The 22,982-nt window shown below is 66.0% G+C and carries 12 protein-coding genes and 1 pseudogene; 11 read left to right on the top strand and 2 right to left on the bottom strand.

Annotation, left to right across the window (positions count from 1 at the left end):
- Window positions 1–39: 39 nt before the first annotated feature.
- The 10 genes from J2X20_RS02875 (at window position 40) to J2X20_RS02830 (ending at window position 19,268) form a co-directional block, all read left to right on the top strand.
- The gene (locus tag J2X20_RS02875) at window positions 40–1,185 is read left to right on the top strand and encodes a glycoside hydrolase family 88/105 protein (RefSeq protein ID WP_310260580.1); all 1,146 of its coding nucleotides are present in this window, start codon (window positions 40–42) and stop codon (window positions 1,183–1,185) included.
- A 20-nt stretch (window positions 1,186–1,205) separates the two neighbouring features.
- Window positions 1,206–2,468 carry a DUF2264 domain-containing protein gene (locus J2X20_RS02870; protein WP_310260570.1) on the top strand — a complete coding sequence of 421 codons (1,263 nt, stop codon included), beginning with the start codon at window positions 1,206–1,208 and terminating at the stop codon, window positions 2,466–2,468.
- Window positions 2,468–3,670, top strand: coding sequence for a DUF4861 family protein (locus tag J2X20_RS02865; RefSeq protein WP_310260567.1), 1,203 nt, complete (start codon window positions 2,468–2,470; stop codon window positions 3,668–3,670). Before J2X20_RS02870 ends, J2X20_RS02865 begins: the two co-directional genes overlap by 1 nt.
- 18 nt (window positions 3,671–3,688) lie before the next feature.
- Window positions 3,689–4,498, top strand: a complete 810-nt coding sequence (locus tag J2X20_RS02860; protein WP_310260563.1) for an NAD-dependent epimerase/dehydratase family protein — start codon at window positions 3,689–3,691, stop codon at window positions 4,496–4,498.
- Between the two features lie 459 nt (window positions 4,499–4,957).
- On the top strand, window positions 4,958–7,801 hold the full coding sequence (locus tag J2X20_RS02855) for a TonB-dependent receptor (RefSeq protein WP_310260560.1): 2,844 nt from the start codon (window positions 4,958–4,960) through the stop codon (window positions 7,799–7,801).
- 134 nt (window positions 7,802–7,935) lie between these two features.
- Window positions 7,936–9,192 (top strand): BNR repeat-containing protein, encoded by a 1,257-nt coding sequence (locus J2X20_RS02850; protein WP_310260556.1) that lies wholly within the window; start codon window positions 7,936–7,938, stop codon window positions 9,190–9,192.
- Window positions 9,193–9,436: 244 nt separating this feature from the next.
- Window positions 9,437–12,193 (top strand): TonB-dependent receptor, encoded by a 2,757-nt coding sequence (locus J2X20_RS02845; RefSeq protein WP_310260554.1) that lies wholly within the window; start codon window positions 9,437–9,439, stop codon window positions 12,191–12,193.
- Window positions 12,194–12,307: 114 nt separating this feature from the next.
- On the top strand, window positions 12,308–14,662 hold the full coding sequence (locus tag J2X20_RS02840; RefSeq protein WP_310260551.1) for a beta-galactosidase: 2,355 nt from the start codon (window positions 12,308–12,310) through the stop codon (window positions 14,660–14,662).
- 14 nt (window positions 14,663–14,676) lie between these two features.
- Window positions 14,677–16,020, top strand: a complete 1,344-nt coding sequence (locus J2X20_RS02835; RefSeq protein ID WP_310260548.1) for an MFS transporter — start codon at window positions 14,677–14,679, stop codon at window positions 16,018–16,020.
- Between the two features lie 59 nt (window positions 16,021–16,079).
- Entirely contained in the window at window positions 16,080–19,268 is a 3,189-nt protein-coding gene (locus J2X20_RS02830; protein WP_310260545.1) for a glycoside hydrolase family 2 TIM barrel-domain containing protein, read from the top strand.
- A gap of 36 nt (window positions 19,269–19,304) precedes the next feature.
- Here J2X20_RS02830 and J2X20_RS02825 read toward each other — a convergent pair whose 3' ends face one another.
- The gene (locus J2X20_RS02825) at window positions 19,305–20,390 is read right to left on the bottom strand and encodes a LacI family DNA-binding transcriptional regulator (RefSeq protein ID WP_310260542.1); all 1,086 of its coding nucleotides are present in this window, start codon (window positions 20,388–20,390) and stop codon (window positions 19,305–19,307) included.
- A gap of 443 nt (window positions 20,391–20,833) precedes the next feature.
- On the opposite strand from J2X20_RS02825, the gene J2X20_RS02820 reads away from it, so the two are divergent.
- Entirely contained in the window at window positions 20,834–22,810 is a 1,977-nt protein-coding gene (locus tag J2X20_RS02820; RefSeq protein WP_310260539.1) for a sialate O-acetylesterase, read from the top strand.
- Here the strand turns inward: J2X20_RS02820 and J2X20_RS02815 are convergent.
- Window positions 22,798–22,950 (bottom strand): annotated as a pseudogene (locus tag J2X20_RS02815) (hypothetical protein); the annotation flags it as partial. The gene J2X20_RS02820 and the pseudogene J2X20_RS02815 sit on opposite strands and share 13 nt — an antisense overlap.
- Window positions 22,951–22,982: the final 32 nt, after the last annotated feature.

Raw genomic sequence — 22,982 nt, 5'->3', positions numbered from 1 at the left:
GCTGCCCTGGCATGCATCCGCCTCGCTCAACGCTGCGCAATGATCAGACTGAAGAACCCCGTGACTGGCCTGTTGTTCGCGCTGAGCGTGGCGCTCGGCGGATGCGCGAATGCGCCCGCAAAAAATGGGGCCGGCGGCCGCGACGACGTGATTGCCGCGATCGACAAGGTCAATGCCTATTGGCAGGCCCGTACACCGGCGCAGGAAAGTCCGTTCTGGAACGTCGCGGCCTATCACACCGGCAACATCGAGGCCTACCGCGTGACGGGCAAGGAAAGCTATCGGCGCTATTCAGAGGCTTGGGCCGAGCACAACCAATGGATGGGGGCCAGGTCTCAGGACAAGGCCAGCTGGAAATACAGCTATGGTGAAACCGACGACCACGTGTTGTTCGGTGACTGGCAGATCTGTTTCCAGGTCTATGCCGACCTCTACCAGCTCGACCGGGATCCACGCAAGATCGCCCGGGCCCGGGAGGTGATGGAATATCAGATGAGTACCGCCAATAATGATTATTGGTGGTGGGCGGATGGGCTTTATATGGTCATGCCCGTCATGACGAAACTCCACAAGATCACCGGCAATCGCCAATATCTCGACAAACTGTATGAGTATTACAGCCATGCCGGCAGCATCATGTACGACCCGGCGGAGCACCTCTATTACCGCGATGCCAGATACGTGTATCCGAAGCACCAGAGCGTCAACGGGAAAAAGGACTTCTGGGCGCGCGGTGACGGCTGGGTGTTTGCCGGGCTTGCGAGGGTGCTGTCGGAGTTGCCCCAGGACGACCCGCATCGCGGCGAATACGTCGAACGCCTGCAGGCCATGGCGGCTGCGCTGCTGCCGCTGCAACAGCCCGAGGGCTACTGGACGCGCAGCCTCATGGACCCGGCCCACGCGCCCGGGCCCGAGACCAGCGGCACCGCGTTTTTCACCTACGGCCTGCTCTGGGGGATCAACAACGGATTGCTGCCGCGGGACCGGTATCTGCCGGCCGCGCAGCGCGGCTGGCATTACCTGACGACGGTGGCCCTGCAGCCGGATGGCAAGCTGGGCTATGTGCAACCCATCGGTGATCGCGCCATTGCAGGTCAGGTGGTGGACCAGAATTCCACCTCGCACTTTGGCGTTGGCGCTTTCCTCCTTGCCGGGGCGGAAATGGCCCGCCTGCTCGACAAATGACAGTGGCGCCAGGAGGTCAGATGGAACGTCGCAACTTCATGCGCGCAGCGGCCTTCGGCCCAGTCCTGCCGGGGCTGCTGGGCGCAGGCGCTGCGGGTGCTGCGGCATCCCCCGGAGCGCCCGGCCAGGAGCGGGCCTACATGCTGGAGTTGCTCCGGCAGATGACCGAGCCGGTGCTGGATCCCATGTCCAGGGGCGAGCTGAAGAAGAAGTTCGTGCTGGAACTCAGCCCCACCTGGGATGGCCGCGACCCGTCCGTCGCCTACCTCGAATGTTTTGGTCGCCTGATGTCGGGCATCGCGCCCTGGCTCGCGCTGCCTGCCGACGCCACGCCGGAAGGCAAGTTGCGCCAGCGTCTGCAGCAGCAAGCCCTGCAAAGCTATGCCAACGCCGTTGACCCGAAGAGCCCCGACTATCTGACCTGGAAGGGCCACGGTCAGGCCCTGGTCGATTCGGCCTACTTCACCAATGCCTTGATGCGTGCTCCCGAGGTGTTGTGGGAGCCGCTCGACGCCGCCACCAAGGGCCGCATCGTGGCCGAGATCAAGGGCCTGCGCCGCATCGAGGTGCCCTACATCAACTGGCTGCTGTTCGCGGCGATGAACGAGGCCTGGCTGTTGTCCATCGGCGAGGAGTCCGACCCGATGCGCATGAATGGCGCGATCCGCAAGATCAACGAGTGGTATGTCGGCGACGGATGGATCAAGGACGGCCAGGACTTCCATTTCGACTACTACTGCTCCTACGTCATGTACCCCATGCTCCTCGAGATCCTCGAGGTGCTGGCGGCCCGGAAGGCGCCGTTCTGGAACGCCAAGCCGGAAGAGCTGCTGGCGCAAGCCACCAAACGCGCACAGCGCTACTGCGAACACCTGGAGCGCTTCGTGGGGCCGCAAGGCAGCTACCCGCCCATCGGGCGCTCGCTGACCTACCGCACCGCGGTCTTCCAGCCGCTGGCCCTGCTGGCCTGGCGCAAGCAGCTTCCCGCTTCGCTGCCCGAGGGGCAGGTCCGGTCGGCCCTGCATGCGGCCCATGTCGCCATCTGGAGTGGGCCGGGCAATTTCAGCCGGGAAGGCTTCCTCACCATCGGCTTTCGCGGCCACCAGCCCGAGCTGGGCGACTGGTACTCCAACAACGGCAGCATGTACATCGCTGCCGCCGGCCTGCTGGCCTTGGGCCTGCCGGCCAGTGACTCCTACTGGACCGCGCCGGCGCAGGACTGGACGCAGAAGAAGGCGTTCGGCGGCAGCCGGTTTCCCAAAGACTACCCGGTGAGCTACTGATGTGGCGCGCCATCTTTGCTGCAGGGCTGGCCGTGGCGGCACTTGGGGCCGAGGCGGCCGAGCGCATGGTCATCACCGTCCGGCATGAGCTGAAGGCGGCGCGTCCGGCCGAGACGATCACGGTCCCGTGGGCGGAGGTCGCCCGGCGCCTGCCGGGCGCGCTGATGCTGCAGCTGGCCGTGCGTGATGCCAGTGGCCGCCTGTTGCCCTACCAGGTCACCAATGTGGCGCCCCTGGCGCGCGATCCCAAAGGCGCGGGCATTGCCTATGGCGAGCTGATCTTCCAGCACGACTTCGCGGCGGATGAGCAGAGCGCCCGCTTCACCGTCGAGAGGAGCGCCACGGTGGCGCCGCCATTCCCGGTCCAGGCGTTTGCCCGTTATGTTCCGGAGCGCCTGGACGACTTCGCATGGGAGAACGACAAGATCGGCCACCGCACCTACGGCCCGGCCCTGGCCGAACCGGCACCACCGGGAAGCGACAAGGAAGTCCTGGTGACGAGCGGCCTGGACATCTGGTTCAAGCGCCCTTCCTATCTCATCGTCGACCGCTGGTACAACAAGGGGCACGACCACTATCACCGGGAAGAGGGCGAAGGCCTGGACATGTATGCGGTGGGCCGTACGCGTGGCGCGGGCGGCACCGGCATCTGGAATGGCAGCCGCCTCTTCACCAGCCGCAACTACTCGGCCTGGCGGGTGCTGGCCAACGGCCCCATCCGGGCCGTCTTCGAACTGGACTACGCGCAGTGGGACGCACAGGGCGTGCCGGTCAGCGAAACCAAGCGCTTCACGGTCGACGCGGGCCACTATTTCGACACGGTCGAAAGCACCTTCAGCACGCCCAACCCGCAGGAGCTCAACGTCGCCCTGGGCTTGAACAAGAAGCCGGCCTACGCCGAGCAGACGCCCGAGGTCGCCACCTACCGCGCGCCGGACACACTGATGCAGTGGGTGCGCCAGCGCAGTGCGGGCGACTTCGGCACCGCCATCGTCCTGCCAGGCGCAGAGGGCTATGCGGCGGATGCCGACAACGAGCTGATCCTCGTCAAGGCCAGGACCGGGCAGCCGCTGCGCTACTACCTCGGCGCGGCGGCCAGCTGGTCCGGCGAATTCACCGCGGCGCCAGCCTGGCAGGCCTATGTGGAGGCCTATCGCAAGCGCATGACGTCGCCGATCCACGTTGAAGTCGGCGTGCAGTAGCAGCAAGCGATGCCCACCATGTCCAAGCCTTTCAAGCGCATCCTGATGACCGGCGCGGCCGGCGGCCTCGGTAGCCGCCTGCGCGAGCACCTGCAAGAGTTCGCCGAGATCGTGCGCCTGAGCGACGTGGCGGATCTGGGGCCGGCGCGACCGGGCGAGGAGGTGGTGCGCTGCGACCTCGCGGATCGGGACCAGGTGCTGGAGATGTGCCAGGGCGTCGATGCCATCCTGCACTTCGGCGGGGTGTCCACCGAGACCGAGTTCCAGCCCATCATGGCGGCGAACATCCTCGGCGTGGTCAATCTGTACGAGGCCGTCCACAAGCTGGGCATCCGGCGCGTCGTCTTCGCGAGTTCCAACCACACGATGGGCATGTACAGGACGACCGAAATCGTCGATGCCTCGATGCCGACGCGGCCCGATGGCTACTACGGCGTGTCCAAGGTGTTCGGGGAATCGCTGTCCCGGCTTTATTGGGACCGCTTCGGCATCGAGACGGTGTGCATCCGCATCGGCTATTGCTTCCCCGAGGCCACCACGCACCGGCAACTGGCCACCTGGCTGGGGCTGGACGACCTGGTCCAGCTGTTGCGCCGTTCGCTGCTGACACCGCGGGTGGGGCACACCATCGCCTTCGGCGTCTCCGACAACCCGGGCAAGTGGTGGGATGACCGGCACTCGCGCTTTCTGCGCTACCAGCCGACGCAGAGCTCACGCCCATTCGCGGATCGAGTCGCCGATGCGGTGGACGGGTCGGCTCCCAATGAACCGGCCCTCGTCTATCAAGGCGGGCCGTTCCTGAACATCGAACTCAAATACAAGGATTGATGTGCGTCGACCGCGCTGTCCCTATGCAAGCAGCGTCCCTGCAATTTCGTATATCTCGGCGCCTTTTATTGATACCTTCTTGTCCGCCTCTGGCAGTAAGCTGAGTCAATGCATGGTCTGTGATTGCGCCCGCCGCCTCAGCTGTCGCTACAAAGCAACTTGCGGCCGAATGAGGCAACGTTACCATAACGACGCAGCCGGCGTTGTCTCCTTGGTGGGCAGCGCTGGCACTTGGCTCTAGGGCGATAGCAGGCGCGGCGGCGCGGTTGAGAGCGGTGATGTCGCTATTTTTTTAACTCAACATGGTAACGTTGACATAATAAATAAATCACCCAGGTGATTGAATAATAAAAATATAAAGCTCCGGTCCATTTCAATGGCTCCGGAATTGAAAATAAGCCCGCAGTGGCATATGGAGCAGAGACAATGAAACAACGACTGATTGGTTCGGCAATATCCATGGCGCTTGCCGCTGCCTACGGGCAGGCCGGCGCCCAGGCAACGGCTGCAGCCCCGGTGGCCGAGAAGGCGCCGGACGCGTCGGACGGCGCGGCCAAGGCAGAAAAAAGCCAGCTCGAAGCCGTGGTGGTGACCGGCTTCCGGTCCAGCCTCGAGAAATCGATGGTCCTCAAGCAGCAGGCCATCGGCGTGCGCGATTCCATCGTCGCCGAGGACATCGGCAAGTTCCCCGAGGCCAACGTGGCCGAGTCCCTGCAGCGCGTGCCCGGCGTGATCCTGAATCGCGATGAAAGCTCGGGCGAAGGCCAGCGCATCTCCATCCGTGGCCTGCCCACCGAGTACTCGGTCACCACCTTGAACGGCGCGCTGGTCAATGCCACGTCCACCGCCACCATCGGCAGCGCGGCGCGCGGCTTCAACTACGACGTGTTCGCGTCCGAACTTTTCGGTCGCGTGGACTTCTACAAGACCCCGCTGGCGGAGCTGAGCGAAGGCGGCATGGGTGGTGTGGTGGATCTGCAGACCCCGCGCCCCTTTGACAACCCCAAGCGCACCATCCGCTACGGCGTCACTGCGTCGTACAACACCACGTCCGGCAAGACGGACCCGACGGCCTTCGCGCTCTACTCCAACACCTGGGGCGAATGGGGTTTCCTGGCGGGCGTGTCGCATGCCCAGAGCGTCAACAACCGCTCCGGCTTCGAAGCGACCGGCGGCTACAACAGTTCCTTCCGTGCCAGCCAGAGTCCGGTGAAGGGCAACTTCGCCTTCGCGCTGGACTACGACAGCCCGCGCGCCAACCTGGGCAGCTATACCCGCGCCCAGGTGGACAACGCGCTGCTACCGCGCATCTACCGCTTCTACGGCTCGTCCAACGACCGCACACGCGACGGCCTCGTGTCGTCCCTGCAGTACAAGACCCCGACGCTGAACCTCAGCCTGGACACCCTGTACTCCAAGCTGAAGAACACGCGCGACGAGATGTATTTCGGCCTGTTGATCCGCAACAGCCGCACCACCGACCGCACCAAGCCCGCCGGCCAGGCCGGCAACAGCGGCTTCATTCCGCTCAGCGTGAAGATCGATCCGGACTCGAACCTGCTGACCGGCACCTTTGGCAACACGTCCTACAGCAGCGGCGTGACCTACAGCGAAGACGAGACCAAGTTCGGCTATATCGCCGCCAATGCCCGCTGGAGCGTGAGCGACAAGCTGGTGCTGACCGGCCAGTTGAGCAGCAACAGCAGCAAGGCGCTGAGCTACCAGGACACCCTGTCCGGCCAGATCTTCGGCGTCGATTCCACCATCGACTACGGCAGCGACCACGTCTACCCCTTGCTGTCCTCGCCGGTCAGCTACACCGACCCGGCCAACTTCCAGGGCTTCGGCATCGGCACCGGCTGGACGCGCGAGACCGACAAGGGCAAGCAGGGCCGCGTGGTGGCCGACTGGGACTACGCCCTGGCCGGTGACTGGACCGGCCACCTGAAGGCCGGCCTGGTGTATGCCGAGACCTCCAAGGACATCAACAAGCGCAACGGCACGGCCGGCGCCACCACCAAGCTCAATACGCTGGGCACGGCGGGCCTGCGGTCGGGCATGACCTCGACGCTGCCGATCGGAAATCTCGACATGGGCGCCGGCTGGCCGCACGCCTGGGGCACCTTCACCCGCGACTACACCTACGCCACCTTCGATCCGCTGGCCTTCAACTCGGAGGCGACCTTCACGCCCGCGCAGAGCTTCAAGGCGCAGGAGAACGTGTCCACCGGCTTTATCCAATCCGACTTCAAGGGCGAGGTGTTTGGCAGGGAGCTGCGCCTGAACGCCGGCGTGCGCTACTCGCGCACCAAGACGCTGATCGACAATTTCAAGCAGCAAGGCACCAGCCTGACCTACCTGCCCAACCAGGAGAAGGGCTCGTACAGCAATGTGCTGCCTGCCGTGAGCTCGGCACTGGACCTGACGGACACCCTGACCTGGCGCGCCTCCTGGGGCAAGACCCTCAGCAGGGCGTCGCTGTCCATCATTGCCGCGCAGACCGTCATCCCCAACCCCTTCGACAACACGGCCACCGCCGGCAACCCGAGCCTGCGCCCGCAGCAGTCCAAGAACCTGGACACCAGCCTGGAGTGGTACTTCCAGAAGGGCAGCATGCTGTCGGCCGCCCTCTTCAAGAAGGACTTGACCGACGCCACCGTGGCCAGCACCACGCAGACCACCTTCGGCGCGCTGGGCCTGCCGGATACCGCACTGGGCGCCATCTTCCAGAACGCCCAGGGCAAGGTCGACCCCGCGTTGCCGATGACGCTGCGCACCTACAGCAATGCCGGCAAGCAGACGCTCAAGGGCTTCGAGCTGGCCTACCAGCAGGACTTCAACTTCCTGCCCGATCCGTTCAAGGGCTTCGGCGCACTCGCCAGCTACACGCACATCAACCCCTTCAACAGCGCGCAGTGGATCACCAACGCGGGCAACACCATCGAAGTGAACTCGGTGCCCAAGTACGCCTACAGCACCACGCTCTACTACGAGAACGGCCCGTTCGCCTTCCGCACGTCCTACAACTACAAGGGCCGCTCCCTGCACGGCGACAACCCGAAGAACAACGGTGACGACCTGATCCGCTGGCGTGCCGGGCGTGGCTACCTGGACGCCAACGTCAGCTACAAGATCAACGATTCGCTGGAGATCCGCCTGGACGCGCTAAACCTGTCGAACACGCTGGCCTACGACTACTTCGAAGACGCCACCGGCCAGTACGGCCTGGGCAACAAGACCCGCATGGACTACGCGAAGTACGACGGCCGCACCTTCAAGATCGGTCTGCGCGGCAAGTTCTGAGCACGACGTTGATTGAATGCAGGGCGGGCTTCATGCAAGGCTCGCCCCTTTGCCCTCGCATGAAAACAGCATCGTTTGCTCTGGTCATTGCGGCATTGGTCGCCGGTTGCGCAGCCGCTCCTCCAGGCGAGGGCGTGCCCGCGAGCGACGTGCGCCTTTTGGACGTGGGTGAGGGCTGGGCGCGGAACTCCGTCAACGCCGTGGTGTTCCGCAAGAACGCCCTCGTCACGCAGGGCGATGTGCAATACATCGCCTACTACGACCAGGAGGCCAACGTCGTGCTGGGCAAGCGCAAGCTCGGCAGCGATGCCTGGGAGCTGAAGACCACGCCCTACAAAGGCCATGCGCTGGATGCGCACAACAGCATCAGCATCATGGTCGACGGTGCGAACTACCTGCATCTCGCCTGGGACCACCACAACAGCGCTCTGCGCTACGCGCGCAGCCTGCGGCCCGGCGCTCTGGAGATGACGGCCGAAATGCCGATGACGGGGCAGGGCGAGGGCTCCGTGTCCTATCCCGAGTTCCACCGCCAGCCCGACGGCAATCTGCTGTTCTTCTACCGGGACGGCGGCTCGGGCCGGGGCAACCTGGTCATCCACCGTTACGACGTGGCCACGCAGGCGTGGACGAGATTGCACAGCAACCTGATCAGCGGGGAAGGGCGGCGCAACGCCTACTGGCAGGCCTTTCTCGACCACCGCGGCACCCTGCATCTGTCCTGGGTCTGGCGCGAATCGCCGGACGTCGCCAGCAACCACGACCTGGCCTACGCCCGCTCGCGTGACGGTGGCCGGACCTGGGAGACCTCGGACGGCCGGGCCTATGCCCTGCCCATCACGGCGGCCAGCGCCGAGTACGCCGCGCGCATCCCGCAGAACAGCGAGTTGATCAACCAGACCTCGATGTCGGCCGACCGGGACGGCCAGCCCTACATCGCCAGCTACTGGCGGCGTGCGGGCGGCACGGTGCCGCAGTACCAGGTGGTCTACCGCCGCGACGGCGCCTGGCGGGAACTGGAACTGGGCTTCCGGCGCACGCCGTTTTCGCTCAGCGGTGTAGGCACCAAGGCGATTCCCGTGTCGCGCCCGCAAATCATGGTGGGCCTGAAGGCTGGCGAGCCGGCGGCGCTGCTCGTGTTCCGCGACGAGGAGCGCGGCAGCAAGGTGTCGGTCGCGCGCATTGCCGACCTCAGCGCCGGGCGCTGGACCTTGCACGACCTGACGGCGGACTCCGTCGGGGCCTGGGAGCCCAGTTTCGACACGGAGCTGTGGCGCCGGCAGGGGGAATTGAACCTGTTCCTGCAGGCCGTGCAGCAGGTGGACGAGGAGGGCGCCGCCAATGCCGCGGCCAGCAAGGTGAGGGTGCTGCGATGGCGCCCGCAGATCTGAGGGGAGGAATGCAATCGTCCGTGAAAGATCTTGGCGCATTACTCCGTAACTGGATGTACTTCGGCAGCTATATGAACTTTTGATGCGCCGAATGCAAAACGATATAGGAACGGCATATTCGGCAGTGCTAGCCTTTCGGCATTACCTGCTCATGGTTTGTGTGCCATGCAGGGTAATGATTGAAATCAATAAGGTGGCGGGTTTTTAAATACCCGCCGAGCATATCCACCTCACGGAGACAACCATGCGGTCAGAGTATTTCATCAAAACCATCCTCGCCGGTTTGATCGGTCAATTGTGGCTGGTGCCGTCGGTGCAGGCGCAGGAGGCGGCAAACGCCAAGCAGGATCTGGAGCGGGTCGTCGTCACCGGCATCCGGGCCTCGTTGGAGTCGTCGGTCGCGACCAAGCGCATGCAGGAGGGCGTGGTGGACGCGGTGTCGGCGGAAGACGCCGGCAAATTCCCCGACACGAATATCGCCGAATCGCTGCAGCGCGTCACCGGCGTGCAGATCCAGCGCAACAACGGCGAAGGCCGGTATATTTCCGTGCGCGGGTTGGGGCCGGAATTCAACAATGTGCTCGTCAATGGCCGCACCATGACCAGCGATACCGGCGGCCGCGAGTTCTCGTTCGACCTGCTGTCGCCCGATCTCATCTCGAAGGCCCTGGTTTACAAGACGGCCCAGGCCTTTCTTCCGGAAGGCGGCATCGGCTCCACGGTCGATATTCAGACGGCGCGTCCGCTGTCGGGCCGCAAAGGTCACAGCGCGGTGCTGAACCTGTCCGGCTCCTACGATTCGAACTCCAAGAAAAAGACGCCCAATGCGAGCGCGATGTACTCGTTCGCGAACGACGACCGCAGCTTCGGCGTCAGCGGTTCCCTGTCCTATACCGACCGCGCCTCGAAGCAGACCAAGGCGGTCAACGACGCGTGGAACTACAAGGACGTGTCGCTGATCAACGGCGATCTCAATTCCAAGAACCTGACGATGGCCGACGTCACGGTCAAGAAGCTGTACATCCCCCAAAGCTTCGGCTTCCAGGAAGAGAACGAGCGCCGCAAGCGCCTGGTGGCCGCGGGCACGGTCCAGTTCAATCCGACCTCGACGCTCAAGCTCTCGGCCGATGCGCTGTACTCGCGCCTGGACCAGAAGAACGACGTCATCGCAGTCAGTGACTGGAACAATCCCACCCAGCTCGGCGTCAAGTACAACGCCGACAACCAGATCACCAGCTTCCTGCGGCCGGGCTCGACCTTCTTCGCCAACAACCCCCAGATCGCCGGTCCCGGCAAGCTGCTCGGCGAGGCGAACTCCAACGACATGATCGTCAAGGCCGGCGACCGGCTGTCGACGACCAAGGCCTTGGGCGGCAATGCCAAGTGGGCGCTGGCGCCCGAGTGGAACCTCGAAGCCGACCTGTCGACGTCGCGCACGACCTCCGGCTCGCCCGACATGTGGATCGTCGCCGGCATGGTGCCCAAGAACGGCGACACGCTGACCTTCGACGGCACGCCCACCATCCACTTCGGCGACAGCCTCTCCGACCCCACCGCGGTGCGCGCCCACGCGGTGGCCTACGGTCAGATCCGCAACGGCGACGATCTGAAGGAAGGCCGCGTCAACCTGGGTTGGGAGCACGAGATCGGCGCCTTCAAGGGCCTGCAGTTCGGCCTGTCGGCCTCGCGCCGCAAGGTCGACCGCACCCAGTGGAACAGCGATTCGTGGAACGCCTTCAGCGGCTATCACGTGTCGCTGCCGGCCTCGCTGTTCACGGTGAGCAAGCTCGACAACATCCTGGGCGCGGAGGGCGCGATGCCATCGACCTTCCTCAGGTTCGACCCCTATGCCTACATGGCCTACCTGAACCAGCCGTCGCTGATCGCGCAGTCCAACGACCCGGCGCTCTACGGCGACAAGACCAAGTACCCCAACGGCCCGATGGCCATCGACTACACCAAGCCGTCGATGTGGGCTGTCAAGGAGAAGGTGGCCAGCCTCTTCGTCGACAGCAAATGGGAGGGCGACGGCTGGTCGGGCAATGCGGGCGTGCGCTATGTGCACGTGAACTCCACGTCGATGGGCATCAGCCGGGTGCTGCTGTCGGCCGTCAAGAGCCCCAACGACACCACCTACATCCTGAACTACGGCCCGAGCACCGTGAACTCGGTCGACAACAGCTACAACAACCTGCTGCCGTCGGCCAACCTCAGGCTGGACCTGACCCGGGACCTGGTGCTGCGCTTGGCCGCCTCCAAGACCTTGACTCGCCCCACGCTGAACCAGATGGGCGTGGACAACTGGTACGGCGGTCGCTATGGCGACGTGCAGACCGGCGGTGGCAACCCCTACCTCAGGCCGATGCGCTCGACCAACCTGGACGCGTCGCTGGAGTGGTATCTGTCCAAGACCAACTACCTCAGCGCCGCCGTCTTCCACAAGAAGGTCACCGACTTCCTGGAAACCCAGCTGGTCGACGTGCAGCTGCCGCAGTACGCCGAGATCGCGCACGACACCCGCATCCGCAATGGCCAGCACGGCAAGATCAAGGGGCTGGAACTGGCTGGGCAATACGCTTTCGACGCGAACAGCAGCCTGCTTCAGGGCTTCGGCGTGGCGGCCAACTTCACCTACGTGGACGCCAACGCCGAGCGTGAAGGCGGCGTGGCGACCTGCGGCTATCCGGGCCTGTCCAAGCAGTCCTACAACGGCTCGGTGTTCTACGAGAACAGCCGCTTCCAGGCGCGCCTGAGCTACAACTGGCGCAACCACTTCTCCGTCGACTGCGGCGGCGGCAGCACCTTGCCGCGTACCCGTGCCGCCTATGGCCAGGCCGACGCGAGCGTGCGCTACAACGTGACGCCCCTGGTCTCGCTGTATGCGGATGCGATCAACCTGAACAACGAACGCATGCACGAGTATGCGAACAACGAGTCGCAATTCCTGACGCTGGAAGACGTCGGCCGCCGCTTCAACGTCGGTGTGCGGGTGGCGTTCTGAGGCTTGTCGCCCTCCCTGTCTCTCCGTGCGGCGCTCAGGCGCGCGCAGTTCACCCTGTCTCGCCTTGCGAGGCGGGGTGTTTTTTGATCAAGACTGCCGAATCCGGAACCCACCATGACCGTTCTTCTACCTCGTCGTCGGCTGCTCGGGGCGGCCGCATCGGGCGCCACGCTCCTGCTCAACCCACCGCCTGCCAGCGCGGCAGCACAGCGCTTCACGATCGGCGAGGCCGACTTCCTTCTCGACGGCAAGCCCTTGCAGATCCGCTGCGGCGAAATGCACTTCGCCCGCGTGCCGCGCGAGTACTGGAAGCACCGGCTCCAGGCCATCAAGGCCATGGGCATGAACACCGTCTGCGCCTATCTGTTCTGGAACTACCACGAGTGGCGCGAAGGCCAGTACCGATGGGAAGGCCAGCGCGATGCCGTCGAGTTCTGCCGGCAGGCCCAGGCTGAAGGCCTTTGGGTCATCCTGCGCCCCGGCCCCTATGCCTGCGCCGAATGGGAGATGGGTGGCCTGCCGTGGTGGCTGCTGAAGCACCCGGGCGACGCTTTCCTGCGCAGCCGCGACGACGCCTTCGTGCAGCCGGCGCGGCGCTGGCTGAAGGAGGTCGGCCGGGTGCTGGGGCCGATGCAGGTCACGCAGGGCGGTCCCATCCTGATGGTGCAGGTGGAGAACGAATACGGCTTCCTCAGCGACGACAAGGAATACATGCGGGTGATGCGCCAGGCCGTGCTCGACGGCGGCTTCGACGTGCCGTTGTTCCAGTGCAACCCGACCAATGCGGTCGGCAAGACCCACATCCCGGAGCTGTTCACGGTGGCCAACTTCGGCAGCGATCCGGCCGGCGGGTTCAAGGCCTTGGCCGAGCTGCAAAAGGGGCCGCGGATGTGCGGTGAGTACTACTCCGGCTGGTTTGACACCTGGGGTGCCCCCCACCGCCGCGGCGACAACGCTCGCGCCATCCAGGACATCGACGCCATGCTGGGCGCGAACGGCTCGTTCAGCCTCTACATGGCCCATGGCGGCACGACCTTCGGCCTGTGGGGCGGCTGCGACCGCCCCTTCCGGCCCGACACGACCAGCTATGACTACGACGCGCCCATCGGCGAGGCCGGCTGGGTGGGCGACAAGTTCCGCACCTACCGTGAATGCCTCGCCAAGCACCTGAAGCCCGGTGAGATCCTGCCCGACCCGCCCGCCAGGTTGCCGGTGATGGTCATCCCTTCGTTCACCCTCACCGAGACGGCGCCGGTGCTCGCCAATCTGCAGGCCCAGGCCATCCAGGCGGAGTCGCCAAAGAACATCGAGCAGTACGACATCAGCCGCGGTCTGGTTGCCTATCGCACCACGCTGCCCGCCGGCCCTGCCGGCAAGCTGGAGGCCGCGAATGCGCGCGACCTGGCCTGGGTGTTCGTCGACGGCCGTCTGGTTGGCACGATGGACACGCGTTACCGGCGCTTCGGCGTCGATGTGCCGGCACGCAGCCGCGACACCGTCGTCGAGATCCTGCTCTACACGATTGCCCGTGTGAACTTCGGCATGGAGGTGCATGACCGCAAGGGGCTGCAAGGCCCGGTGATGCTGCGCACGGCCAAGGACAAGGCGCAGGAGCTCACCGGCTGGCAGATCCGCGCCATCGACTTCGGCGTCGACGGCGAGCTGCCTCCGCTGCGCTGGCAGGCCAAACGCCAGACGGGCCCCGCCTTCTGGCGCGGCAGCTTCGAGGCGGCGCAGCAGGCCGACACCTTCCTCGACATGTCCGGCTGGGGCCAGGGCATCGTCTGGATCAATGGCCGCTGCCTGGGCCGCTACTGGAGCATCGGCCCGACGCAGACCATGTACCTGCCCGGTCCGTGGATCCAGGCCGGCCGCAACGAGGTCGTGGTGCTGGACCTAACCGGCCCGCGGGCCAACCGCATCGCGGGGCTCACGACGCCCATCCTCGACCAATTGCAACCCGACCGCGATCTGAAGCGACCGCCCAGCACCGCACGCCCGCGCCTGGCCGGGCTCAAGCCCGTGCATGAGGGACAGTTCGCCAGCGGCCCGGCGACCCAGGACCTGCGCTTTGCGGCCGTGGCCCATGGCCGCCAGCTCTGCATCGAGGTGGTCGACACCTTCGACGGCAAGCCCCATGCGGCCATCGCCGAACTGGCGCTGCTGGATGCCCAGGGCCAGCCGCTGAACCAGACTGCGTGGACCATTGCCTATGCCAGCAGCGAGGAGGCGCGCAAGGAAGACGGCGGCGCCCTGAACGCGATCAATGGCCAGGCCACCGACTACTGGCACACGGCCTACAGCGGCACCCCTCGGCCCTCGGGCCCGCCCCGCCTGATCATCGACCTCGGCGCACCCGTCGACATCGCCGGCCTGCGCTACACGCCGCGCCAGGGGCCGGACTGCGTCACGGGCCGGATCCGGCGCTATCGCGTGTTCGTCGGTGACCGCCTGGTTTCGAACGAATGAGCGGAGGGTTGAACATGAGCCAGCAAGGCATGGGCAACTACAGGTGGACCATCTGTGCGCTGCTGTTCTTCGCCACCACGGTCAACTACCTGGACCGGCAAGTCCTCAGCCTGCTGGCCCCGGCCCTGTCCAAGGAGTTCGGCTGGTCCAACACCGATTACGCCAACATCACGGCGGTCTTCCAGTTCGGCTACGCGATCTCCATGCTGTTCGCCGGCCGCTTCATCGACGCGATCGGCACCAAGCGTGCATTCGCCATCGCTGTTGGCGTGTGGTCGGTGGGCGCCATGATGCATGCCTTCTCCGTGCCCATCGGCGGCCTGATGGCTGCGCTCGGCATTGGCCTGCCCGTGTCCGTGGCGGGCTTCATGGTGTCGCGCGCCGTGCTGGCCCTGGGCGAGGCCGGCAACTTCCCCGCGGCCATCAAGGCGACGGCCGAATACTTCCCCAAGAAGGAGCGATCCCTCGCGACCGGCATCTTCAACTCCGGTGCCAACGTCGGCGCGATCCTGGCGCCGCTGACCGTCCCCTGGATCGCCGTCACCTGGGGCTGGCAGATGGCTTTCATCGCCATCGGCGCCATCGGCTTCCTGTGGATCGCACTGTGGGTGAGCTGTTACGACGCGCCGTCCCAGCAGCGCCGGCTGGGCGCTGCGGAGCTGGCTTACATCAACAGCGACCGCGAGGCCACCGCGCCCGCCGATGCAGGCGCCAAGGTGCCGTGGTTCCGTCTTCTCGCGCATCGCCAGACCTGGGCCTTCGTCGTCGGCAAATTCCTGACCGACGGCGTCTGGTGGTTCTACCTGTTCTGGCTGCCCAAATATCTCACCAGCCAGTACGGCATGAGCACGACGGACATCGCACTGCCGCTGACGGTGCTTTACAGCATGACCATGATCGGCAGCATCGGCGGCGGCTGGTTCCCGACCTATTTCATGCAGCGCGGCTACATGCCCTATGACGGCCGCATGCGGGCCATGCGGGTGATCGCCTTCTTCCCCTTGGTGGTGCTGCTGGCCCAGCCGCTCGGCGGCATCAGCTACTGGATGCCCGTGCTGCTGATCGGCATCGGCGCGTCGGCGCATCAGGCCTGGTCGGCCAATCTCTTCACCACCGTGTCGGACATGTTCCCCAAGCGGGCCATCGGTTCGGTTGTCGGCATCGGCGGCATGGCCGGCGGCCTGGGCGGCGTGGCTGTGTCCAAGCTCGGCGGCTGGATCTTCGATGCCTATGGTGCGCGCGGCGAGCTGACGACGGGCTACATGATCATGTTCTCCATTTGCGCGCTGGCCTACCTCGTCGCCTGGCTCGCCATGAAGGCGCTGGTGCCGCGGCACCAAGACATCACCGTGCTTTGAGAACCCAGGAGATGCCTGTGCATGCAAGATGGATGGCCCACGTGTGCGTGGAGCTTTTGTTGGGTGCCGCTGCCGCTGAGACGGCGCGAGCGCAAGCGCCGCAGGTGCAGGCGGTGCAGGTGGACGCCTCACGGCCCGACTGGGAGAACCCGGCGGTCTTTGCACGCGGCAAGCTGCCGGCCGCAGCCACCCACTTTCCGTTTGAGAGCCGCGCGGCGGCATTGGCGGGCGACAAGACGCGCTCGGCGCGCTACCAGACGCTGGACGGCCCCTGGTCGTTCAGCTTCTCGCCGTCCTCGGACGACGTGCCGACCGGTTTCGAGAAGCCGGCCTACGACGTCTCGGGCTGGAAGACCATCAAGGTCCCCGCCATGTGGCAGGCCGAGGGCTACGACCAGGCGCGCTACAACAACATCACCTATCCGTTCCCGGCCAACCGGCCGCTGATCCCGCATGCCACCAATCCGGTGGGCTCCTACCGCCGCACGGTCGAGGTGCCGGCCGCCTGGTCGGGGCAGGACATCATCCTGCATATCGGCGCGGCCGGCTCGGCCTATCAGGTCTGGGTGAACGGCGCGGAAGTGGGCTACTCCGAAGACTCCAAGCTGCCGAGCGAATTCGATGTCACGGCGCTGTTGAAGCCGGGGCAGAGGAATGTCCTAGCCATCCAGATCCACCGCTGGTCCGACGGGTCCTACCTGGAGGACCAGGATTTCTGGCGCGTCTCGGGCATCGAGCGTTCGGTCTATCTGAAGGCCGTGCCCAAGACCCGGCTGACCGATCTCTTTGTCCATGCGGGCCTCGACAAGGCCTATCGCGACGGTGCGCTGTCGACCGACGTGACCCTGACCGAGCGCACCCAGCCGCTGCAGCTGCGCATGACATTGCTGGACGGCGACAAGGTACTGCTGACCCAAGCCACGATGGTCGCGGCCGGCGCGGCCCGCACCGAGACGCTGGCCGCTCCAGTGCCCGGCGTTCGCCCCTGGACCGCCGAGACCCCCAATCTCTACACCCTGCTGGTCGAGCTGCTCGACGCCGAAGGCAGGCTCATCCAGGCGACGCCGCAGCGCATCGGCTTCCGCATGGTCGAGATCAGGAACGGCCTGGTGATGGTCAACGGCCGGCCCATCATCATCCGCGGCGTCAATCGCCACGAACACGATCCCGAGACCTTCCATGTGATGTCGGAAGCCTCCATGCGCCGCGACATCGAGCTGATGAAGCGCAACAACATCAACGCGGTGAGGACCTCGCACTACCCGAACGCCGAGCTCTGGTACGCGCTGGCCGACGAATACGGCCTCTACGTCATGGACGAGGCCAACATCGAGAGCCACGCCTATATGGACTACGGCAACCGCCATCCGGAGCTGCGTTCCAAGCTGCAGATCGGATTCGATCCTGCATGGGAAGCCGCCCATGTCAGCCGCGTCATGAACATGGTCGAGCGCGACAAGAACCACCCCTCGGTGATCTTCTGGTCGCTGGGCAACGAGGCGGGCATAGGCCCGACGTTTGAGAAGGCCGCCGCGCAGGCGCGCCAGCGCGACCCCTCGCGCCTGATCTCCTATCTCGGCTGGGGCACGCTGGACTGGGAGCACGCGCCCAACGCCTACGTCGACATCTACGCGCCGATGTATGACGACATCGAGAAGATGGTGGACTGGGCCACCGACCCGACCCGCACCCAGCCCATGATCCAGTGCGAGTACGCCCATATGCAGGGCAACTCGGGCGGCAACTTCAAGGACTACTGGGACACCATCTACCGGCACGAGAAGCTGCAAGGCGGCTTCATCTGGGACTGGGTGGACCAGTCGATGTTCCGCACCACCCAGGACGGCCGGCGCTACTGGGGGGATGGCGGCGAGTACGGGCCCAATCCGGGCGGCGACATCGAATTCGGCGACGGTCTGATCCAGCCGGACCGCACGCCCAATCCCCACCTCTACGAAGTGCAGAAGGTGCTCTCGCCTATCCAGTTCGAGGCCTTCGATGCGCGCGCATCCACGGTGAGCGTGCGCAACCGCCACGACTTCCGCGACCTGTCGGGCTTTGCCTTCGAGTGGGCGCTGCAGGAGAACGGCGTGACCGTCGCCTCGGGGTCGCTGGCGGCGCTGTCGACCCCGGCGCGGCAAACCCAGAAGGTGAAGCTGCCGCTGGCCGGTATCCCTCGCAAGCCCGGTGCGGAGTACTTCGTCACCGTTCGCGCCAAGGCGAGGGCGGGCGCTGTGCCGCTGACTCCGGAAGGCTATGTCGTCGGCTGGGAGCAGTTCGCCTTGACGCCGTATGTGGCCGCTTCCAGCCCGCTCGCCAAGGGCGCGGTCGAGCTGACGGAGAGCGCGGACGCCGTGATCCTGTCGGCTGCGGGCACGAGATTGGCGCTCGACCGCAAGACCGGCCTGCTGACCGGCTACGGCAAGGTCGGCGCGCCGCTGCTGAGTGGCGGCCGGCCGAACTTCTTCCGCGCCGAAACCGACAACGACACCCTGACCGGCACGGTCGGTCAGCAGACATCCTGGAAGCTCATGACCCGCGAACGTCAGGTCCGTTCCATCATCGCGCGCCGCGTTTCAGGCGGCCGGGTGGAGGTCTCGGTCGATCATCACCTCGGTGCCGGCGCGGCCGGCTTCGTCACCACCTACACGATGTCCGGCGACGGCAGTGTCGACGTGACTGGATTGCTGACCCCGCTCAAGAGCGATCTGCCGCCCCCCGTCCGCGTCGGCCTGTGGTTCGACATGCCGTCAACGTTGACCACGGTCGGCTGGTACGGGCGCGGTCCGCACGAAAGCTATGTCGATCGCAAGACCAGCGCGGCCGTCGGCCTCTGGCGCGGCGCCATCGCCGAGCAGAACCACGACTACATGCGGCCGCAGGACACCGGCAACAAGGTCGATGTCCGCTGGCTCGAGGTGTCCGGCGGCGGCCGCGGCCTGCGCGTGGAGGGCAGGGCGCTGCTGATGGCCAATGCGCTGGCCTTCCCCTATGCCGATCTCTACCGCCGCCCACCCGGCAGCTGGAAGAGCAGCGACATCGTGGCGCATGACCACGGCACGCTGCTGATCGATGGTGCGCAATGGGGCGTGGGCGGCGACAACTCCTGGAGCCATGTCGGCCAACCGCATATGCAGTACCGCACCAAGCTGGAACCCGTTCGCGTGGCCTTCCGTCTTCGGCCTTTCGACGGCGAGGGCACAACGCCTGAAAAGGCCGTGCCCGCTCAGGCGACGACACCGCAATAGGGCGGTCGAGACGAAAGCCGACGCCCGTCCGTCGGACTAGGCAACGATGCCAAGGCGTACGGCGGGGCGGTGCCTGGGCGCTGCGTCGGATTGCCGGCGGATCAGCGCGTGCTCCATCATCTGCTGGCCGAAGGGCAGCTTGACGCCGTTGCGCCAGGCGCGGATATGTCTGACAAGCATGTCGACTGCGGCGCTGGCCATCTCGCCGATGGGCTGGCGCACCGTCGTCAGCTCGGGCCAGATCGTCGTGGCCAATGGCGCATCGTCAAAGCCGGCAACGGTCAGGTCGCTGGGCACGTAGAGGCCCAGGCGATGAGCAACCGCAACGGTGGCAGCTGCCATGTCGTCATTGCTGGCGAAGATGGCCGACGGCCGCTGGTTGCTGGACAGCAGTTGCTCGGCTGCGTCCAGTCCGGAGTGGTAGGTGAAGCGGCCCTGCACCATCTGGATGTCGTGGGCGGTATCGAGCCCCGCCTCGGCTACCGCGGCCCGGAAGCCGGCAAGGCGGCGTTCGCTGCTGCTCTGGCCAGGGTCGCCCCTGATGAAACCCAGCCTCTGGTGACCCAGGGCCAGCAGGTGCCGGGTCATCTCATAGGCCGCCTTGTAGTCGTCGATGCTGACGCCGTAGCAGTTCGGCACGGGCTGGCCCGCGGACACAGTCACGGCGGGCGTGCCGCTGCGGGCGATCAGGTCAAGCAGCGGCTGGGAGTCGCAGAAGGGTGGCGGCAGGATGAGGCCATTGATGCCATTTGCAAGCATGGCGGCGACCGCTTGCGCGCCATCGCTGTTCGCGTCGCAGTACTGCGCGTTCAGCTGCACATGCCGCAAGCTGAGCTTGCTCAGCAGCCCCAGCATGAAACCGCTCAAATAGCCTGCCCGGGCATCGCTGTAGAGCAGGCCGAGCAGGATGGGCCGCGAACCTGCCAGCTTGCGTGCTGAAGGGTTGGGCGTGTAGTTCAGGGCGGCTACGGCGGCCTGCACCTTGATGCGGGTTGTCGGCCTGACCGTGGCCTCGCCATTCACGACGCGCGACACGGTCATCATCGAGACGCCAGCCAAACGGGCGACGTCCATCACCGTTGCCGGCTTGGGCACGGCATCTGGCCGCTCTGCATGCTTCATGGACAACATCCCTTTGGAGCCTGAATGCCGATGCCGGTTGGCACCTCCGCGGCATCCTAGAAAGGCATGCCTGCGACGGACAATCAAATTCCAGAATGGATTGATCACCAAATCGATATCAATCCAATCAGCCGGGGATTCACCCAAACAGGGGCTCGCTCAGCCACGGCGCTGACGCGGATCGGTGGGCGCAAGCGCGGCGCCGCATCGGACCGGCGGCGTACGAGCTCGAAAGGCATCAACACATGCTTGCTGGGCAGCGGCTTGCCGGCACGCTGTGCGCGGTCTGGACCTCGATGTTTGCTTGCGTCCGTGGATGTCCCAGAAGACCGGGTTCGGCCCAAAGATGGTAAGTCATTGCCGATCTACCATACGAATGGTTGCGCGACCATTTTTCCGTTGACCCGCGGGCGCGACGTAGTTCAGAACGAATCAGGAGACCCATGAATTCACCCGCCCTGCGACCCCTCACCCGGGCGCTGATTCCCGCCCTGCTGGGCCTTTTGGCCACCGGCGTCCAGGCCGAGACGCGCCTGGCCGAGGTGTTCGGCCACCACATGGTGCTGCAACGCGACCAACCCGTCCACGTGTGGGGCTGGGCCACGTCCGGGCGCAGGCTCAGCGTGGAATTGGCAGGCCGTCAGGCCAGTGCCATGGTTGGCAGCGACGGCCGCTGGAGTGCGCAACTGCCTGCGCTCAAGGCCGGTGGGCCACACCGGCTGCGCGTGACGGGCGACGGTGAGCTGACGCGCGACGACATCCTGATCGGCGACGTCTGGCTGCTGGGCGGCCAGTCCAACATGGAGTGGCCGCTGTCGGCCACCGACACGGCGGCACAGGAGATGGCCGCGCCGCAGAACGCGCAATTGCGCCATCTCCGCGTGCCGCTGCGCGCCAGCCTGCGGCCCGAGGCCGACATCGCGCCGGCCGCCTGGGTCGTTGCCGAGGCCGGCAAGGTGGGCGACTTCAGCGCCGTGGGCTACCACTTCGCGCGGCAGCTGCAGACGACGCTGGGCGTGCCCATCGGCCTTGTCAACACAGCCTGGGGTGGCTCGCATCTGGAGACCTGGGTGCGCCGCGACGTTGCGCTGGCCGACCTCGACCTGGCGCCCGCCGTGAAGGCCCTGCCAGGCGACAACGCCAGCTTCGCAACTGCGCTGCGCGAGCGCCTGGAGAGCCGCGTGACGGCGTGGCAACCGGGCCTGGCCTGGAAGGGTGTGGACGCCAAGGGTTGGTCGGCCGCCAGCGAAATCGACACGGACTGGCCCACGCTGCAGGCGCCGGGCGTGTGGGAGGGGCAGGGGCTGGCTGACCTGGATGGCGTCGTCTGGTTGCGCCGCAAGGTCGAGCTGACCGCACCCCAAACTGCCGGCGCGGCCGTGCTGCACCTTGCCAAGGTGGACGATTGCGACGAAGTCTGGGTCAACGGCCAGAAGGTGGGCGGCCAGTGCGGGTACGACCAGCCGCGCCGCTACCCGCTGCCCGCAGGCCTGCTGCGCGCGGGTGCGAACTGGATCGCCGTGCGCGTGACGGACACGGGCGGCGGTGGCGGCTTTCACGGCGACGCGGCCGAGCTGCGGCTGGACACGCCGGCCGGCAGCGTGGCGCTGGCCGGCACCTGGCGCGCCCGGGTGGAGCAGGTCAGCGTCGCCAACGGCCCCACGGCCAACGACGCGCCCACGCTGGCCCACAACGGCCTCATCGCGCCGCTGAACGGCCTGGCGATTCGCGGTGTGCTCTGGTACCAGGGCGAGAGCAACACGGGCCGCGCCGCCGCCTATGCCGATGGCTTTCAGCGACTGATCAAGGATTGGCGCGTGCAGTTCCGCCAGCCCAACCTGCCGTTCTTCTTTGTGCAACTGGCGTCCTATCTGCCGCTGCAGAACAACCGCCCGGGCCACGGCGGCTGGGCCGAGCTGCGCGACGCGCAGGCTCAGGCGCTCAAGCTGCCCCACACCGGCATGGCCGTCGCCATCGATGTGGGCGAGGCCAACGACATCCACCCGCGCAACAAGCGCACCCTGGGCCAGCGCCTGGCGGGCCTGGCCCTGCACGACATGGGCCTGCGCGCCACGCCGGCCAGCGGGCCAATGCTGGTGGGCTCGGAGGTGCGAGGCGGCGAGCTTTGGCTGCGCTTCAGGGACACCGCTGGCGGCCTGCGGCCGGCTCAGGCCGGCGAGCAGCTGCGAGGCTTCGTGCTGGCTGGCGCGGACCGCCGCTTCGTCGCCGCCACGGCGCGCATCGAGGGTGACGCTGTCGTGCTGAGCAGCCCGGCCGTGTCCGCACCGGTCGCTGCCCGCTATGCCTGGGTGGACAACGCCAGCGAGGCCAATCTGGTGGGCGGCGACGGTCTGCCCGCGGCTCCGGCGCGCAGCGATGACTGGGCGCTGGAGACGGCGGGCAAGCGCTACCCCCAATAGGCTGTTTGCAAACTGCCGGTGCGCGGCCGCGGCCAATTCATCGGGTGGTGAGGGTGATCTGCCGCTGCCAGGCCGTCCGCCTGAGCATGCACGATCAGGCTGCCCGCAGCGTCCGGCCGGCAGCGCACGATGACCAAAGCCTGGCCATTGAAGGCCTTGCGGCTGGTGGACG

The organism is Roseateles saccharophilus (assembly GCF_031458095.1).
Taxonomy (GTDB): domain Bacteria; phylum Pseudomonadota; class Gammaproteobacteria; order Burkholderiales; family Burkholderiaceae_C; genus Pelomonas; species Pelomonas saccharophila_A.
This window is presented reverse-complemented; position numbering and strand designations above follow the sequence as displayed.